Genomic DNA, 15,835 nt, shown 5'->3' with positions numbered 1-15,835 from the left:
GTCACTGGATTGCCGCGTTCGCGGGAATGACGTTCTCGAGGGGGCGTTCTGAAGTCTTTGCCTTTGCCCCGCTCAGCGGGAATGAGGTTCTTGACGGATCGTTCTAAAGTCTCTGGATCCCCGCCTTCGCGGGGATGACGAGCAAAGGCGGCGCTTGCGTCAGGGCGCAGCACCACGTGGCACGACACGACACGATACGACATGGCATGGCATGACGTGAGTGGCGTGACATGGAATGACGCGACACCGCACGCCACGACGCTTCGATCGCAGCGCCTTATCAGCTCGCTTCATCCTCACCCAACTGCGTCTCCAACTCGTTGATCCACGCCACGGTCAAGCTCTCCATGGTCACCGCATAGATCAGCGGGCGGATCGAGCCGGCCGAGTACGACTGCGAGACGAAACGCGCATGCGCTTCGCGAAACGCCAGCCACGCTTGGTGCGCCTGTTCGAACGCGGCCAGGCCGTCGCCGTCGAGCTGCTTGCGCAGATGCGCGACCAGCCCTTCCAGACGCACTTCCTCGCGTCCGAGTTCGGCGATGGCGTGCCGGCTCATGTCGGCCTGGCTGACTCCATCGTCGTCGCTGTCGCGCGCGATCGCTTCGGCCTTGCCGAAGTAGTTGTCGGCGATGCGCGCGGCGGTTTCGGCCTTGCCGATCAGGCGGTTTTCGAATCGGCGCAATTCCTCGACGCTGGTGTGCGCGCCGTCGAGTTCCTGCTTGAGCGCGAGCAACTGTTTGCCGCGCTCGATCGCGTCGACGGTGCCGCGACGTTCGGCGATGCGTTGGATGAAGTAGAACGCCCACGTGAGCAGGGCGCCGATGACGGTGAAGATTAGCTGTTCCATGACCTGTCCTCCGGCCTTGGTCCACAGTGTCGTCTTCGAAGGTCTCAGGCCGTGCGATGTCGCGTGTCGCGCGTCGCAAAACCCCTATAAATATAGGGATTTTCTTTGTGACGGGGGTAAACGATTCAGGCTGTCGCGGGCGCGGATTGGCGGCGAGACAAGGCGGCCGCGTCGGTGCTTCGGGCCCTCACCCCAACCCCTCTCCCGCAAGCGGGAGAGGGGCTATGAAGCGGAGCGGGAAATGATCGTTGCCGCTTGTTTGACGAGGTTTTTTGCGGGGCGGCAGTCGTTAGTCAGCCCGCGCTGCGAACCTCCCTCTCCCGCTTGCGGGAGAGGGCCGGGGCGAGGGCCGAGATCAAACGGATGCCCAGCACGCTCCTTACTCGTCGAAGCGCAAATGCCGCACCGACTTGCCATGCCGACGAATCAGCTTCAACGCTTCGATGCCGACATTGATATGCGTATCGACAAAGCTGGCGCTGACCTTCGCATCCGAAGCCTCGGTCTTGACGCCCTCGGGAATCATCGGCTGGTCCGACACCAGCAGCAGCGCGCCGCACGGAATGCGGTTGGCGAAGCCGGCGGCGAACACGGTCGCGGTTTCCATGTCGATGGCCATGCAGCGCATCGCGCGCAGTCGTTCCTTGAACGCTTCGTCGTGTTCCCATACGCGGCGGTTGGTGGTGTAGACGGTGCCGGTCCAGTAGTCGTGACCCAGGTCGCGGATCATGGTCGACACCGCGCGCTGCAGCGCGAAGGCCGGCAACGCCGGCACTTCCGGCAGCAGGTAGTCGTTGGAGGTGCCTTCGCCGCGGATCGCCGCGATCGGCAGGACCAGGTCGCCCAGTTCGTTCTTGCGCTTGAGCCCGCCGCACTTGCCCAGGAACAGCACCGCCTGCGGCATGATCGCCGACAGCAGGTCCATCATCGTCGCCGCGTTCGGGCTGCCCATGCCGAAGTTGATCATGGTGATGCCGTCGAAGGTCGCGCTCGGCATCGGCCGGTCCAGGCCGACGATCTCCGCGCCGGTCAGGCGCGAGAAGGTATGGAGGTAGCCGCCGAAATTGGTCAGCAGGATGTGCTGGCCGAACTGGTCCAGGGGCACGCCGGTATAGCGCGGCAGCCAGTTTTCGACGATCTGTTCTTTGTCTTTCATGTTTTTCGCCTGTTCTTGTTGTTGTGCGGCCATTGTCGCACCGCCCATGACCTTAGTCAGGGTTGGCAGCGGCGAAAGCGGCGGCTACGGTTCCAAAGTTGGGCTCCAACCGCCCTGCGCACGCTTTCCGCTTGCCTTTCGCTCGCCTTCCATGGGGACATCCATGCTCCGACCGCTCTTGGCCGGCTTCGGCCTGGCGCTGCTTGCCGGCGCCGTGCAGGCCGCCACGCCCGCGCCCGCACCTTCGCGCTACACCCAGGACCCGTACCCGAGCACCTACAAGCCGCTCGCCGGAGGCCCGGTGCTGCTGCAGCACGCCACCGTACTGACCGGCACCGGCCAGCGCCTGGACAACGCCGACGTGCTGCTGCAAGGCGGCAAGGTGGTCGCGGTCGGCACCGCGCTGGACGCGCCGGCCGACGCCACCCGGGTCGATGCGACCGGCAAGTGGGTGACCCCGGGCATCATCGATGTCCATTCGCACCTGGGCGTCTACCCCAGCCCCGGCGTCAGCGCGCACAGCGACGGCAACGAGATGACCAGCCCGGTCACCCCGAACGTGTGGGCCGAGCATTCGATCTGGCCGCAGGACCCGGGCTTCGAGGCCGCGCTCGCCGGCGGCATCACCTCGCTGCAGATCCTGCCCGGCTCGGCCAACCTGATCGGCGGCCGCGGCGTGACCCTCAAGAACGTCCCGTCGACAACCTACCAGGGCATGAAATTCCCCGGCGCGCCGTGGGGCCTGAAGATGGCCTGCGGCGAAAACCCCAAGCGCGTCTACGGCAGCCGCAACACCTCGCCGGGTACGCGCATGGGCAATGTCGCCGGGTACCGCGCAGCCTTCATCGACGCCAGCGAGTACCTGCGCAAGACCACGCCCAAGCCGGCCGCGCCGAAGAAGTCGCGCTGGTGGCAGAGCTCCACCGCCGCCAATGGCGCCGACAGCGAGAAGGACACCGGCGGCAAGCGCGACCTCAAGCTCGACACCCTGGCCGGCGCGATCAAGGGCGACATCCTCGTCCACATCCACTGCTACCGCGCCGACGAGATGACCACGATGCTCGACCTGGCCAAGGAATTCGGCTTCAAGGTCGCCGCCTTCCACCATGGCGTGGAGGCCTACAAGATCGCCGACCGGCTCGCCGCCGAGAACGTATGCGGCGCGCTGTGGGCCGACTGGTGGGGCTTCAAGATGGAAGCCTTCGACGGCATCCAGGAAAACATCGCCATCGTCGACCGCCCGGCCAACAGCTGCGCGATCGTGCATTCCGATTCCGAGGAAGGCATCCAGCGGCTCAACCAGGAAGCGGCCAAGGTCATCGCGCATGCGCGCCTGGCCGGCATGGACATCGCGCCCGAACGCGCGATCCGCTGGCTGACCCAGAACCCGGCCAGGGCGCTGGGCATCGGCGAACGCACCGGCACCCTGGAGCCGGGCAAGATGGCCGACGTGGTGGTGTGGAACGGCAATCCTTTCAGCGTCTACGCCAAGGCCGAGCAGGTCTACATCGACGGCGCGCGCATCTACGACCGCGCCGATCCCTCGCGTCAGCCCAAGTCGGATTTCATGCTCGGCCAACCGGCTGCGCAGACGGTTCCGACTATCGGAGGTGTGCGATGAGCCGCGTGTCCGTGTTGCGGCGCGCGCCGCTGTTCGCCGCGTTGTTGCTGGGCGCCAGCTTCGCCGCGTCCGCGCAGAACGTCCTGATCCGCAACGCCATGGTCCACACCGCGACCGCGCAAGGCACGCTGGAACGCGCCGACGTATTGGTCGGCAACGGTCTGGTGCGCGCGGTCGGCAAAAGCCTGAGCGCGCCGGCCGGGGTCAAGGTGATCGAGGCCGAAGGCCGGCCGCTGACCCCGACCCTGTTCGGCGGCATCACCGAGATCGGCCTGGAGGAAGTGTCCGGCGAAAAGGTCACGGTCGATGAAACCCTCGCGCTCGGCGCCGACACCAAGGAAATGACGGTGCGGCCGGAGTTCGACGTGACCTTGGCCTACAACCCCGATTCGGTGCTGATCCCGGTGGCGCGCATCGAAGGCATCGGCTGGACCCTGCTCGGCGCCGGCACCGCGACCGGCGGTTCGATCGTCGCCGGCCAGGGCGGCATCGAACGCCTCGACGGCGGTCCCGATCCGATCGGCCCGCGCGTGCTGTTCGTGCGCCTGGGCAAGGACGGGCTGGGTCTGAGCGGCAGCTCGCGCGCGGCGCAGTGGATGATCCTGGATCAGCTGATCGACGAAAGCCGCGGCCGCATTGCGCCGGACAATCACGCCGCGCTGCTGACCCCGGCCGGGCGCGCGGCCTTGCAGAAATACTTCGGCGGCGGCGGCCGCATCGTGTTCGGCGTCGACCGCGCCGCCGACATCCGCCAGCTGCTGCGCTGGTCGGCGAAGCATCAGCTGCGCATCGCGATCGTCGGCGGCGGCGAGGCCTGGCGTCTGGCGCCGCAACTCGCGGCGGCCAAGGTGCCGGTGTTCGTCAATCCGCTGTCCAACCTGCCCAGCGATTTCGACCAGGTCGGCGCGAGCATGGAGAACGCCGCGCGGCTGCAGGCGGCCGGGGTCGCGGTGGGTTTCAGCGAAGGCGGCGCTTCGCACAACGCGCGCAAGGTGCGGCAACTGGCCGGCAACGCGGTCGCCGCCGGCCTGCCCTGGGACGCCGGTCTCGCCGGGTTGACCCGGGTGCCGGCCGAAGCTTTCGGCGTGGCCGGCGAAGTCGGTTCGATCGCGCCGGGCAAGCGCGCCGACCTGGTGCTGTGGAGCGCCGACCCGCTCGATGTCAGCAGCGTCGCGCTGCAGGTGTGGATGGACGGGCGCGCGATCGAAATGCGCAGCCGCCAGACCGAATTGCGCGATCGTTATCTGCGTCCCGACAACGGCTTGCCGCGCGCGTATTCGGCGCCGTCGGGGAATTGAGCCGGGTCCGGCCGGCGCCGAACGCGCCGGCCGGATCGCGGCCTGTACGAATGGCGGGCCATCGCTAACGCCATTGGTACGCCGCCGCGTTGGCCAGGTGTCTGCAGGCAAGCGGGGAAAGCCACGGCACACTCGAGGCGATGGCGATTTCCGCCCTGGCCGTGGCCTCGTCAAGGCTTCCCGATGCCCACAGCCGATACTCGCAGACCGCGGCCCACAGCTTCGCCAACTCGCGGCGATCGGCATCGTCGAGCGCTGCGTCGGATGCCACCGTGTCGTGGAACGCCCACGGTCGGCTCCAGTCGTCGTAGCGTTCCATCGCGTCGATGAGATTTTGCCACTGCGGCATGCTTCACCTGTCGTCTGAAACGAGCCGGCCCACGCCGCTTTCGGCGCGCAACGGCGTTCGGATCTGCTCTACGTCCCTGTGTTTTCCCGTGCACCATGCACCGAGAACGCAGCGAGATTCTGCAGCCCCATCCAGGCCGCCAACAGCTCCGGACTTTGCTGCGACCAGCCGCTCGACCAGCCGTGGTTGGCCAGCTGGTGTACGAACCCGCGGCCCTCGCGCCGCACGCTGACGTAGGCGCCCGGATCGCTGACGCTCGGGTAGAACCGATCGTAGAAGCGCAGCTCGCAAGCTTCGGGCAGCCAGGTCAGCAGCGACAGGAAGGTTTCCTGTCCGGCGCCGGCGGAAACCGAAAACTCCAGGACGTCCTCGCCTGGCGTCGCCGTCAGATGCTCGATGGCCGGTGGGCTCATGCGCATGTCAGCGTCCGCCAACGAGCCGCGTGGCGCAGCGGTTCGGCTTGGACACAGCGCGCCGCTTCACAGGTTCATCCATTCCAGAAAGCTGCCGAACCCGGCGAGCGGCAGCTTGCACGCGAGGTTCTCGTTCAACCCATACCAATTGCACGCGAACCAACCGAACGGCATCAACAAGGCCAACAGGATGATCGCGTCGGTCAGATACCCGGCCGGCCATTTCCTTTTGACCTGGACGATGAAGTCGATGAAGAACCCGATCAACATCATCAGCGACACGAAGCCCAGCACGATGGCGATACCGAGCCCGGTATCGCCGTGATGCTCCTGTCGGCTCGCCTGTTCGAATGCGTTGAGCGCGAACAGGTTCAGCAGATACAGCGGCGTGATGAACAAGAGCAGTCGGATGATGATGGCGTATGCGTATTTTTTCATTGCGGCCTGATGTCTGGAGCGAACCGAGCCGAATGGCGGCTTCGGCGAAATGGATGATCGCGTTGAGCGGCGAGCGGCCGCCGCGCTGTCGAATGCCCTTTTAGGACGCAGCCGATCTCAATCCCCCAGCGGCAATTCGCCGAGCAGCGCGCGCGCTTCGAACACCGCCTTGCCGGTGACGAACACCCGATATCGCAGGTCGTCCGGCGCCGAATACAAAATCTCGTCCCGCCATGCCTCCACGCGATTGTGCTCCAGGCGCGCGGCGAGTGCGCGCGCCTTGCGTTGCGAGCGAAAGATGCCCACGCAGTGGTCGTGCCGCATGCTCAGGATCTTGTCCAGGCAGAACCGGCACGCCTCCTCCTCATCGGCGCTTTCGAATACCGGCGGCGAATCGAGGCCGCGTTCGGTGTAGAACACCGTCCACAGGCCGTCGGTTTGATGCAGGCAAAACGCGTCGGATCCGCCGCGGCCGATCGTGTAGTTGGCGGGATTACATCCCTCTTCGGCGAGGCGTCTGGCCAGTTCGTTCCGATCCATGGGCGATGGCTGCGATGCGCCGTAGCGCGGCGAGTGGCCTGGAGTGTGGGCGGGGCTGCGAAAGGCTGTCAATCGCAGCGATGCGCCTCGCGGGGATGTGGTCGGGCCGGACCTTGCTGGTCCCTTTTCCTCTACGGGCGTAGTGGCGGCGGCTGTGGGTGCGATGGTCAAGGCTGCTTCCGCCCGCGGCGTGGATCGATCCGCCACGCCGTGCTTATGCCTGAGGCGTGATTGGCGGCGTATCCTGTCGCCATCGGCCGGCTCTGGCCGGCGGCCTGTATGTGATTCGCGGCTGTTTCGGGCGATGCGTGTTGTCGTCGGTCGCGACGATGGCGGCAGCATGGGTATGAATCGGATGGGAGGGTGCTGATGGGTTTTCGCTTCGTGGGAATACCCATGAGCTTGTCTTTGCTGCGGCTTGAGTGATCGGATTTTCGCTTCGGAGGAAGACTTATGAGTTTGTCTTTGCTGCGGCTTAAGTTTGCTGGCGGGATTTTCGCTTCGGAGGAATACATATGAGTTTGTCTTTGCTGCAACTTAATTGGCTCGCGATCCTGGCCGCCACCGCTTCGGCCTTCGTGCTCGGCGGCCTGTGGTACGGCCCGCTGTTCAAGAAAGCCTGGTGCCGCGAGGCCGGCATGGACCCCGACGCCAAGCCCGCGCATCCCGGCCGCGTGTTCGCCGTCGCGATCGTCTGCGCGTTCCTGGCCGCGACCATCTTCTCGATGCTGATGCCGCCCAGCGCCAACGCGGTTGACGGCTTCGGGGTCGGCTTCGTCGTCGGCGTGTTCTTCGTGTCGATGAGTTTCGGCATCAACTACGCCTTCGCCCAACGCAGTCTCAAGCTGTGGATGATCGACAGCGGTTACCACATCCTCCAGTTCATCCTCTACGGCGTGATCCTCGGCGCCTGGAAATAAGGACCCGACCATGAGCGCTCCTCAGCCGCCCGTGCTGCGCTGGTATTTCGATTTCATCTCGCCGTTCGCCTACCTGCACTGGCACAAGCTGCGCTCGCTGGCGCGCGAACGCACGATCGAGCTGGTGCCGGTCGCATTCGGCGCGGTGCTCGCCGCGCACGGCCAGAAAGGTCCGGCCGAGATCCGCGGCAAGCGCGAGTTCACCTACCAGCACGTGCTGTGGCTGGCCCGGCGCGAGGGGGTGCCGCTGCGCTTTCCGCCGGCGCATCCGTTCAACCCGCTGACCGCGCTGCGGCTGAGCATCGTCGCCGGCAACACGCCCGACGCGGTCGACGCGATCTTCGACTGGATCTGGCAACAGGGGCAGGCCGGCGACAGCGTCGAAGCGCTGAGCCCGGTCATCCAGGCCCTCGGCGTGGACGCCGCCGCGATCGGCGGCGACGCGACCAAGGCCGCACTGCGCACGAATACCGAATCGGCTTTGCTGGCCGGTGTATTTGGCGTGCCTACGTTGAGTATCGATACGCAATTGTTCTGGGGCAACGACGCACACGATTTCGCCCTTGACGCACTGCAACATCCTGAACTGTTTGACGATCCGGAAATGCAACGCCTGCAGCGGCTGCCTGTCGGCATCCAGCGCCGAGCCTGAACCCGACCGCAAATCAGGCACCGCATCGACGGTGACACCGGACCCGAAAAGGTATGCTGCGGTCACACTTACCGCCACGCGCCACGACCCGGGGGGGACCATGCGCATCGGACTCGTCGTCGATTCGGCTTGCGATTTGCCGTTGGAGTATCTGCAACGCAATCGCATCCATCTGCTACCGATCACGGTACGCATCGGCCAGGCGGTGCTGGCCGACCACCGCAACGAAGAAGCCACGTTGCAGTTCTTGAACACGCACCTGGCCGAGCGCGGTTTCGAAGCCGAGACCACGCCGTTCTCGGTGCAGCAGATCCGCGATCTGTTCGTCAGCGAGTTCGCGATCGAATACGACTACGTATTCTGCATGACGATCACCAAGACCCGCAGCCCTGTTTATGAGAACGCCAATCAGGCCAGCTTCGCGATCCTCAACGACTACCGACCGGTGCGCAGCGCGGCCGGGATCAACACACCGTTCGCGTTGCGGGTGATCGACACGCTCAACCTGTTCGCGGCCCAAGGCATCACCGCGGTCGAATCGGTGCGGCTGCGCGACGCCGGCGAGGGCGCGCCGAAGATCCGCGCGCGGCTGGAGCATCTGGCCCTGCACACCCACGGTTATCTGATTCCGCGCGACCTCAATTACCTGCGCGCGCGCACCCGCGTGCGCGGCGATCGCAGCGTGAGTTTTCTCAGCGCCACGCTCGGCACCGCGCTCGACATCAAGCCGGTGCTGCACTGCAACCGCGGCGAAACCGGGCCGGTGGCGAAGATCAAGGGCTACGAAAACGCCGCGCAGAAACTGCTGGAATTCACCGCGCGCAAGGCCGGCGCGAGCGGCGGCGACGGACTGCTGACTCCGACCGTGTGCCTGAGCTACGGCGGCGAACTGAGCGAGTTGCGCGCGCTGCCCGGTTACGAACGCCTGCGCACGGCCTGCCGCGACAACAACGTCGAGCTGTTCGAAAGCGTGATGAGCCTGACCGGCATGGTCAATGTCGGCAAGGGCGCGCTGGTGGTGGGGTTTGCGGCGGAGAAGGCGGATTTTGCCGGGTGAGGGGTTGGATTCGGGATTCGGGATTTTGGATTCGGGATTCGGAAATCCGAAATCCGAAATCCGAAATCCGAAATCCGAAATCCGAAATCCGAAATCCGAAATCCGAAATCCGAAATCCGAAATCCGAAATCCGAAATCCGAAATCCGAAATCGGTTAGAGCGTAGCGCTCCATCACTACGGGTTACGCAAGCTATCCGAAGCAATACACTCCCACATCCAACGTACTTCCCTACCGTCATTCCCGCGAACGCGGGAATCCAGTGCCTTTCGTGCGAGAACGCATGAAGTCTTGCGAGGCCAACGTCGTTGGATTCCCGCGTTCGCGGGAATGACGTTCTTGAACGATGACGCTAAAGACTCTGGATTCCCGCGTTCGCGGAAATGACGCTCTTGAAGGATGGCGCTGAAGGCTCTGGGTTCCCGCGTTCGCGGGAATGACGCTCTTGAAGGATGACGCTGAAGGCTCTGGGTTCCCGCCTTCGCGGGAATGACGCTCTTGAAGGATGACGCTGAAGGCTCTGGATTTCCGCCTTCGCGGGAATGACGCTCTTGAAGGATGGCGCTGAAGGCTCTGGGTTCCCATCTTCGCGGGAATGACGTTCTCGAAGGATGACGCTGAAGCCTCTGGATTCCCGCCTTCGCGGGAATGACGTTCTGGAAGAATGACGCTGAAGCCTCTGAATTCCCGCCTTCGCGGGATTGACGTTGTAGCCGGATGACCCTGACGGCGAAGCCCCACCGCAATCCATCCCCCCAAACACGACTTCCAGCCCACGCCCCACCCCGTCCATGCGGGTTAGCCTCGGACTTTGTCAGCCCCAGGTAGCCGCTCGATGCCCACTCACCGCCTGCTCGTTCTCGCGCTCGCCAGCGCGCTCGCCGCCGTGTCCGCGACCGCGGCGCATGCCCAGACTCCGCCGCAGCCGGCGCCCCAGGACAAATCGGGCGACCCCGGACAGGGCGACGACAAACAGGCCGGCGACAAGAAAGACGGCAACAAACCGGCCGCGCAGCTCGAACAGGACGCGCTCAAGCCCGCCGGCACCGACCCGGCGCGCGCCTCGGCGCAGACCGCCAAGGGCGCGGGCAAGGGCGAGGACAAGGACGAGAAGAAGTGGGACGTCAACGCCGCCCACGGCCCGACCAAGTCGATCGCCTTCGACACCGACGAAGGCACCTGGATGGACCTGGACGTCTCGCCCGACGGCCGCCAGATCGCCTTCACCCTGCTCGGCGACATCTACCTGCTGCCGATCGGCGGCGGTCAGGCGCGTCGCATCACCAGCGGCCCGGCCTGGGACGTGCAGCCGCGCTTCTCGCCCGACGGCCGCGAGATCGCCTTCACCTCCGACCGCGGCGGCGGCAACAACCTGTGGCGGATGAAGACCGACGGCAGCAACGCCACCGCCGTCACCAAGGAAGACTTCCGCCTGCTCAACAACCCGGCGTGGACGCCCGACGGCCAGTTCCTGATCGGCCGCAAGCACTTCACCGGCGAACGCTCGCTCGGCGCGGGCGAGCTGTGGATCTACCACGCCGCCGGCGGTGGCGGCGGACTGCAACTGACCAAGCAGAAGAACGATCAGCAGGACCTAGGCGAACCGGCGGTGTCGCCGGACGGACGCTACGTCTACTACTCCGAAGACGTCAGCGGCGGCCCGACCTTCCAGTACAACAAGAACCCGCACGACACGATCTACGCGATCAAGCGCCTGGACCGTCAAAGCGGCAAGAGCACGACGGTGATCGACACCGGCGGCGGCGCGGTGCGGCCGCAGCCCTCGCCCGACGGCAAGTCGCTGGCGTTCGTCAAACGCATCCGCGAGAAATCCGTATTGCACGTGCTGGACCTGGCCAGCGGCGAAGCGCGGCCGGTGTGGGACGGGCTGTCGCACGACATGCAGGAAGCGTGGGCGATCTTCGGCCCGTATTCCAATTTCAACTGGACCCCGGATTCGAAATCGGTGGTGATCTGGGCGCAGGGCAAGCTGTGGCGGGTGTCGATCGCCGACGGCAAGCACGAACAGATTCCCTTCGCCGCCAAGGTCGAACAGACCGTCGCCGAACCGCTGCGGTTCGAACACAAACTGGACGAAGGCCGCTTCGCGCCGAAGATGATCCGCGACGTCGCCACCAGCGCCGACGGCAAGACCCTGATCTTCCACGCGGTCGGCCAGTTGTGGCGCAAGCGCTTGCCCGACGGCAAGCCCGAGCGACTGACCGGCAACGACAACCTGTACGAATACCAGCCCAGCTTCAGCGCCGACGGCAGCAAGCTGCTGTACACCACGTGGTCGGACGAAGCGCTCAGCGCGATCTACGTCACCGGCGCGGGCGGCGGCGGCGGCAAGCGCCTGACCCAGGAAAAGGGCTTCTACTACGGCCCGCGCTTCTCGCCCGATGCGCGCCGCATCGTCTACGCCAAGACCGGCGGCGGCGGACTCACCGGCAGCCTGTGGTCGGTCGATCGCGGCATCTATGTGATGAACGCCGACGGCAGCCGGCCGGTGCGCGTGGCCACCAGCGGCGAGTCGCCGCAATTCAGCGCCGATGGCACCCGCGTGTATTACCTCACCGGCGGCGGGCTGAAGAAGAAGCTGATGTCGGTCGGCCTCAACGGCGAAGACGAACGCGAAGTCTTCAACCTCAAGTACGTCGATTCGGTCAGCATCAGCCCCGACGGCAAGTGGGTGGCGTTCACCGAACTGTTCAACGCCTATGTCGCGCCGCTGATGACCGCCGGCACCTCGGTGGAATTGAGCAAGGACAGCAAGGCCCTGCCGATCGCGCCGGTCAGCGCCGATGTCGGCAGTTATCTGCACTGGTCGGCCGATTCCAAGTCGCTGCACTGGATGGTCGGCAATCAGTACTACTCGCGCCCGCTCAACCAGGCGTTCGCGTTCCTGCCGGGCGCGCCGGCGACGCTGGCGAAACCTTCGGCCGACGAGCGCGGCATCCCGGTCGGTCTGGACGTGCCGGTGTATGCGCCGAGCGATACGGTCGCGTTCACCCATGCGCGCGTGGTGACGATGCGCGATGCGGAGAAGAATCAGGAAATTATCGAGGACGGCACCGTGGTGGTCCGCGGCGACCAGATCGTCGCGGTCGGCCCGAGCGCGTCGGTCAGCGTGCCGGCCGGCGCGCGCAGCATCGACGCCAGCGGCAAGACCATCCTGCCGGGCTACATCGACGTGCATGCGCATGCCGCGCATTTCGGCCAGGGCGTGGTGCCGCAGCAGAACTGGGCCTACTACACCAACCTCGCCTTCGGCATCACCACCATGCACGATCCCTCGGCGACCACCGAGTTCGTGTTCTCCGAAGCCGAACTGCTCAAGGCCGGCAAGATGGTCGGCCCGCGCGTGTTCTCGACCGGTACGATCCTGTACGGCGCCGACGGCGACTTCAAGGCGGTGATCAACTCGATCGACGACGCACGCAGCCATCTGCGGCGGATGAAGGCCAACGGCGCGTTCTCGGTCAAAAGCTACAACCAGCCACGGCGCGAGCAGCACCAGCAGATCAACCAGGCCGCGCGCGAATTGAACATGCTGGTGGTCGAGGAAGGCGGTTCGACTTTCAACCACAACCTGCCGATGATCCTCGACGGCGCCACCGGCATCGAACACAACATCCCGGTCGCGCCGCTGTACAAGGACGTGGTCGAACTGTGGCGGCAGACCGATGTGCGCAACACGCCGACCCTGGTGGTCAGCTACGGCGGTTTGTCGGGCGAATACTGGTGGTATGCGCGCGACAACGTGTGGGAAGACAAGAAGCTCAACCGCTTCTTCCCGCGCGAAACCCTGGACGCGCGTTCGATCCGCCGCGAAACCGCGCCGGACTGGGATTACTGGCATATCCAGGTCGCCAAGTCGGTCAAGAAGCTGCGCGATGCGGGGATCAAGATCCAGGTCGGCGGCCACGGCCAGCTGCAGGGGCTGTCGGCGAACTGGGAAATCTGGATGCTGACCCAGGGCGGCATGAGCAATTTCGAGGCGCTGCGCGCGGCGACCATCGACGGCGCCGATTACCTGGGCATGTCCAGGCAGCTCGGTTCGCTGGAAACCGGCAAGAAGGCCGACCTGGTGGTGCTCAACAGCAACCCGCTGGAGAACATCCGCGCGACCATCGACACACGTTACGTGATGGTCGACGGACGCTTGTTCGACGTCGACGCGGACATGGCCGAACTGGGCAACCAGGCCGAGAAGGCGCCGAATTTCTACTGGCAGCGCCATCGCGACGGCCGCACCTTCGGCACCGAGTTCGGTCCGACCTCGGTGTGCCATTGCCCGAAGGGGCATGGGCCGCATGAGGCGCACGATCATGATGAGGAGTGATGGGGTGGCGCGGTAGTCGGCGTAAGCGCTGAAGAGCGAAGAGCAAATCCCCCCTGCGCCCTCTACAAAGGGGGGAGGTTTCTGGGGGGATGGAAAGAGCTAGGCGATTTCGGCTTCGGTCGGTTTCGACCGTTTCTCCGTGCGTCCATCGCATGACGACACCGCATGACTCGCACGACCGTCGCAAGCCCGCTTGTCTTCCCCCTTTGGAAAAGGGGGATTGAGGGGGATTTGCTTTTGAACGCGATAACACATCGCTAACAACACCCGCACCCCACAAACGCGACCTGCGTGGCGCACTAGCGCGATATTCACGCCTGACGCATATCGCCGCGTTTACCCTTCAACGATCCTGCAATCGAGACTCACGCATGGCCACCCGTTACTACCTGAGCATCCCCGACGCCGATCGCGCGCGCGGCAACGACGCCGACCTGTCGTTCACCGCGATCAGCTCGGAAGGTTTCGCTTCGCAATTGCAATCGGCGCTGCGCGGCGACGACCTGTTCGAACGCTGGCGCGCCAAGCAGCCCGATCCGGACGAAGTCGACCCGATGCTCGGCGCCACCGATCCCAGCGCGGTCGTGCAGGGCGAACAGCGCGACCTGCGCATGGACCTGGTGGTCACCACGACCTTGTCCGGCACCGTGCTCAAGCATCGCCTGCGCCTGCTCGCCGGCAGCGGCTGGGAATTGCGCGACGTTACCGCGGGTTGATCGCGGCGGATTCGTTCGGTCGCACGGCGAATCAGCGGACCCTCCGTGGGAGGGAGCTTTTGTGGGAGGGAGCTTCAGCCCCGACGCGCTTGTTTCCGATGGCGATGGGCTTCATGACGAGCTGAGCCAAAAGCGTCGGGGCTGAAGCTCCCTCCCACGAAGACCTCATCCGATCAATGCGGCCGGGTCTTCCGACAACTGCAGCAAATCCTCGGCCATGCGACCGATCTCCTCGCGCATCACCAGCTTGTCCAGCCACGCGCCGGGAATCGCACCGACCCCGTAGTAAGCACCGGCGATCTGCCCGCAGATCGCCGCGGTGGTGTCCGCGTCGTCGCCGAGATTGGCCGCGCGCAGCACCGCCGCTTCGAAGCTGTCGGTATGCAGGAAACACCACAACGCCGCCTCCAGCGACTCGACGCTGTAGCCCGAACCGACAATCTCGGCTTCGCGCTTACCGGCGTAGGCGCGGGCATGGATCGCCGCGACTTTTTCGCTGACGAGCAACGGGATCGAAGGCGCCAGCACCGCCTCCTTGCCGGCGCCCATCAGCGCCGCGCGCAATTGCACGGCGAACAGTCGCGAGCAATCCAGCGCTTCGGCGGCGCCGTGGGTGGTGCGGGTCGATTCAACCGCGCACTCGCCGCTGCGCTGCGCATCCAGGCGCCACAGCATCGGCACCGGCGCCAATCGCATCAGCGCGCCGTTGCCGGCCGCGCGCGGGCCAGGATCGCCGGCATACGGATCGTCGTTCTTGCGATACCGATCCAAGGCCGCGCTCACCGTCATGCCGATGTCGAAGCACTCGCCGTTGCTGCTCATGTAGCCGTGCGAGCGCCAGTTGCAATAGCGGTTCATCTGATCGCGCGCATCGAAACCACGGCGATGGATCAGGCTGGCCGCCAGGCACAAGGCCATCGAGGTGTCGTCGGTCCATTCGCCCGCGCGCAGCGCGAACGGCCCGCCGCCGATCATGTCGGTCAGCGGCGCGAAACTGCCGCGCGAGCGGAACTCGACCGTGGTGCCGACCGCATCGCCGCAGGCCAGGCCGAGCAGGCAGCCCAGGTAGCGGTCGCGCAGACCGGGCGCGGCGCTCATGCCAGCTCCGTTTCGAGGTCTTCGTAGCACTCGGGCACGAAGCGCGGGGTGCAGATCGCGAAGAACACGAGATCGTCGTCGCCGAGGTTGACGATGCGTTGCGGCATGTCGGCGGGAATGAACACCGCATCGCCCGGACCGACCTCGCCCGGCGGCAGATCGCCGACGTGCATGCGGCCGCGTCCTTGCACGATCACATAGCGCTCGCTGGTGCCGCGCAGACGATGCAGTTGCGTGCTCACGCCGGGCTCGACCCGGATGCGCGCGATCGAGCTGTGCGCATCGTCGGGCGAGTTCCACCACTCGGTCACGTGGCAGCGTTCTTGAATGTAGTGCTCGGCCGTGTCGGCGTTGGAGACGATGCGGGCGATGCTCATGGCGGT

At 65.5% G+C, this 15,835-nt stretch carries 15 protein-coding genes; 7 read left to right on the top strand and 8 right to left on the bottom strand.

Annotated elements, in window-relative coordinates; all coding sequences use genetic code 11:
- Nucleotides 1–280 precede the first annotated feature (280 nt).
- The gene (locus tag KME82_RS02585; protein WP_215497140.1) at nt 281–850 is read right to left on the bottom strand and encodes a lysozyme inhibitor LprI family protein; all 570 of its coding nucleotides are present in this window, start codon (nt 848–850) and stop codon (nt 281–283) included.
- Nucleotides 851–1,229: 379 nt separating this feature from the next.
- Nucleotides 1,230–2,006, bottom strand: a complete 777-nt coding sequence (locus KME82_RS02580) for an AMP nucleosidase (RefSeq protein ID WP_056116479.1) — start codon at nt 2,004–2,006, stop codon at nt 1,230–1,232.
- A 163-nt stretch (nt 2,007–2,169) separates the two neighbouring features.
- On the opposite strand from KME82_RS02580, the gene KME82_RS02575 reads away from it, so the two are divergent.
- Nucleotides 2,170–3,627: an amidohydrolase gene (locus KME82_RS02575; RefSeq protein ID WP_215497139.1), complete on the top strand. Its 1,458-nt coding sequence runs from the start codon at nt 2,170–2,172 to the stop codon at nt 3,625–3,627.
- Nucleotides 3,624–4,925, top strand: a complete 1,302-nt coding sequence (locus KME82_RS02570) for an amidohydrolase family protein (protein ID WP_215497138.1) — start codon at nt 3,624–3,626, stop codon at nt 4,923–4,925. The genes KME82_RS02575 and KME82_RS02570 overlap by 4 nt, the downstream gene beginning before the upstream one ends.
- A 64-nt stretch (nt 4,926–4,989) precedes the next feature.
- Here the strand turns inward: KME82_RS02570 and KME82_RS02565 are convergent, their stop codons facing one another.
- The 4 genes from KME82_RS02565 to KME82_RS02550 form a co-directional block, all read right to left on the bottom strand.
- Nucleotides 4,990–5,274 (bottom strand): hypothetical protein, encoded by a 285-nt coding sequence (locus tag KME82_RS02565; RefSeq protein ID WP_215497137.1) that lies wholly within the window; start codon nt 5,272–5,274, stop codon nt 4,990–4,992.
- Between the two features lie 68 nt (nt 5,275–5,342).
- Nucleotides 5,343–5,687: a hypothetical protein gene (locus tag KME82_RS02560; protein WP_215497136.1), complete on the bottom strand. Its 345-nt coding sequence runs from the start codon at nt 5,685–5,687 to the stop codon at nt 5,343–5,345.
- 66 nt (nt 5,688–5,753) lie between these two features.
- On the bottom strand, nt 5,754–6,125 hold the full coding sequence (locus KME82_RS02555; RefSeq protein WP_215497135.1) for a hypothetical protein: 372 nt from the start codon (nt 6,123–6,125) through the stop codon (nt 5,754–5,756).
- A 117-nt stretch (nt 6,126–6,242) separates the two neighbouring features.
- Complete coding sequence (locus tag KME82_RS02550; protein ID WP_215497134.1) at nt 6,243–6,836, bottom strand: SPOR domain-containing protein; 594 nt, start codon at nt 6,834–6,836, stop codon at nt 6,243–6,245.
- A 344-nt stretch (nt 6,837–7,180) separates the two neighbouring features.
- On the opposite strand from KME82_RS02550, the gene KME82_RS02545 reads away from it, so the two are divergent.
- The 5 genes from KME82_RS02545 to KME82_RS02525 all read left to right on the top strand — a co-directional run bounded on the left by KME82_RS02545 (nt 7,181) and on the right by KME82_RS02525 (nt 14,354).
- Nucleotides 7,181–7,585 (top strand): DUF1761 domain-containing protein, encoded by a 405-nt coding sequence (locus KME82_RS02545; RefSeq protein WP_215497133.1) that lies wholly within the window; start codon nt 7,181–7,183, stop codon nt 7,583–7,585.
- A 10-nt stretch (nt 7,586–7,595) separates the two neighbouring features.
- Nucleotides 7,596–8,237 carry a 2-hydroxychromene-2-carboxylate isomerase gene (locus KME82_RS02540; RefSeq protein ID WP_215497132.1) on the top strand — a complete coding sequence of 214 codons (642 nt, stop codon included), beginning with the start codon at nt 7,596–7,598 and terminating at the stop codon, nt 8,235–8,237.
- A 100-nt stretch (nt 8,238–8,337) separates the two neighbouring features.
- Nucleotides 8,338–9,294 (top strand): DegV family protein, encoded by a 957-nt coding sequence (locus KME82_RS02535; protein WP_215497131.1) that lies wholly within the window; start codon nt 8,338–8,340, stop codon nt 9,292–9,294.
- A gap of 834 nt (nt 9,295–10,128) precedes the next feature.
- Nucleotides 10,129–13,638, top strand: coding sequence for an amidohydrolase family protein (locus KME82_RS02530; RefSeq protein ID WP_252255598.1), 3,510 nt, complete (start codon nt 10,129–10,131; stop codon nt 13,636–13,638).
- A 371-nt stretch (nt 13,639–14,009) separates the two neighbouring features.
- Nucleotides 14,010–14,354, top strand: a complete 345-nt coding sequence (locus KME82_RS02525) for a hypothetical protein (RefSeq protein ID WP_215497130.1) — start codon at nt 14,010–14,012, stop codon at nt 14,352–14,354.
- Between the two features lie 165 nt (nt 14,355–14,519).
- Here KME82_RS02525 and KME82_RS02520 read toward each other — a convergent pair whose 3' ends face one another.
- Nucleotides 14,520–15,452, bottom strand: coding sequence for an ADP-ribosylglycohydrolase family protein (locus KME82_RS02520; RefSeq protein WP_215497129.1), 933 nt, complete (start codon nt 15,450–15,452; stop codon nt 14,520–14,522).
- Nucleotides 15,449–15,829 (bottom strand): cupin domain-containing protein, encoded by a 381-nt coding sequence (locus KME82_RS02515; RefSeq protein WP_215497128.1) that lies wholly within the window; start codon nt 15,827–15,829, stop codon nt 15,449–15,451. Before KME82_RS02515 ends, KME82_RS02520 begins: the two co-directional genes overlap by 4 nt.
- Between the last annotated feature and the right edge of the window lie 6 nt (nt 15,830–15,835).

Source organism: Lysobacter capsici, from assembly GCF_018732085.1.
Taxonomy (GTDB): Bacteria; Pseudomonadota; Gammaproteobacteria; order Xanthomonadales; family Xanthomonadaceae; genus Lysobacter; species Lysobacter capsici_A.
The sequence above is the reverse complement of the archived record's forward strand: the minus strand, read 5'-3'. Positions and strand labels throughout refer to the sequence as shown.

Bases quoted from the DNA above. Each gene is read 5' to 3' on its own strand.
- KME82_RS02585 (WP_215497140.1), bottom strand. From the start codon at position 850: ATGGAACAGCTAATCTTCACCGTCATCGGCGCCCTGCTCACGTGGGCG.
- KME82_RS02580 (WP_056116479.1), bottom strand. From the start codon at position 2,006: ATGAAAGACAAAGAACAGATCGTCGAAAACTGGCTGCCGCGCTATACC.
- KME82_RS02575 (WP_215497139.1), top strand. From the start codon at position 2,170: ATGCTCCGACCGCTCTTGGCCGGCTTCGGCCTGGCGCTGCTTGCCGGC.
- KME82_RS02570 (WP_215497138.1), top strand. From the start codon at position 3,624: ATGAGCCGCGTGTCCGTGTTGCGGCGCGCGCCGCTGTTCGCCGCGTTG.
- KME82_RS02565 (WP_215497137.1), bottom strand. From the start codon at position 5,274: ATGCCGCAGTGGCAAAATCTCATCGACGCGATGGAACGCTACGACGAC.
- KME82_RS02560 (WP_215497136.1), bottom strand. From the start codon at position 5,687: ATGAGCCCACCGGCCATCGAGCATCTGACGGCGACGCCAGGCGAGGAC.
- KME82_RS02555 (WP_215497135.1), bottom strand. From the start codon at position 6,125: ATGAAAAAATACGCATACGCCATCATCATCCGACTGCTCTTGTTCATC.
- KME82_RS02545 (WP_215497133.1), top strand. From the start codon at position 7,181: ATGAGTTTGTCTTTGCTGCAACTTAATTGGCTCGCGATCCTGGCCGCC.
- KME82_RS02540 (WP_215497132.1), top strand. From the start codon at position 7,596: ATGAGCGCTCCTCAGCCGCCCGTGCTGCGCTGGTATTTCGATTTCATC.
- KME82_RS02535 (WP_215497131.1), top strand. From the start codon at position 8,338: ATGCGCATCGGACTCGTCGTCGATTCGGCTTGCGATTTGCCGTTGGAG.
- KME82_RS02530 (WP_252255598.1), top strand. From the start codon at position 10,129: ATGCCCACTCACCGCCTGCTCGTTCTCGCGCTCGCCAGCGCGCTCGCC.
- KME82_RS02525 (WP_215497130.1), top strand. From the start codon at position 14,010: ATGGCCACCCGTTACTACCTGAGCATCCCCGACGCCGATCGCGCGCGC.
- KME82_RS02520 (WP_215497129.1), bottom strand. From the start codon at position 15,452: ATGAGCGCCGCGCCCGGTCTGCGCGACCGCTACCTGGGCTGCCTGCTC.
- KME82_RS02515 (WP_215497128.1), bottom strand. From the start codon at position 15,829: ATGAGCATCGCCCGCATCGTCTCCAACGCCGACACGGCCGAGCACTAC.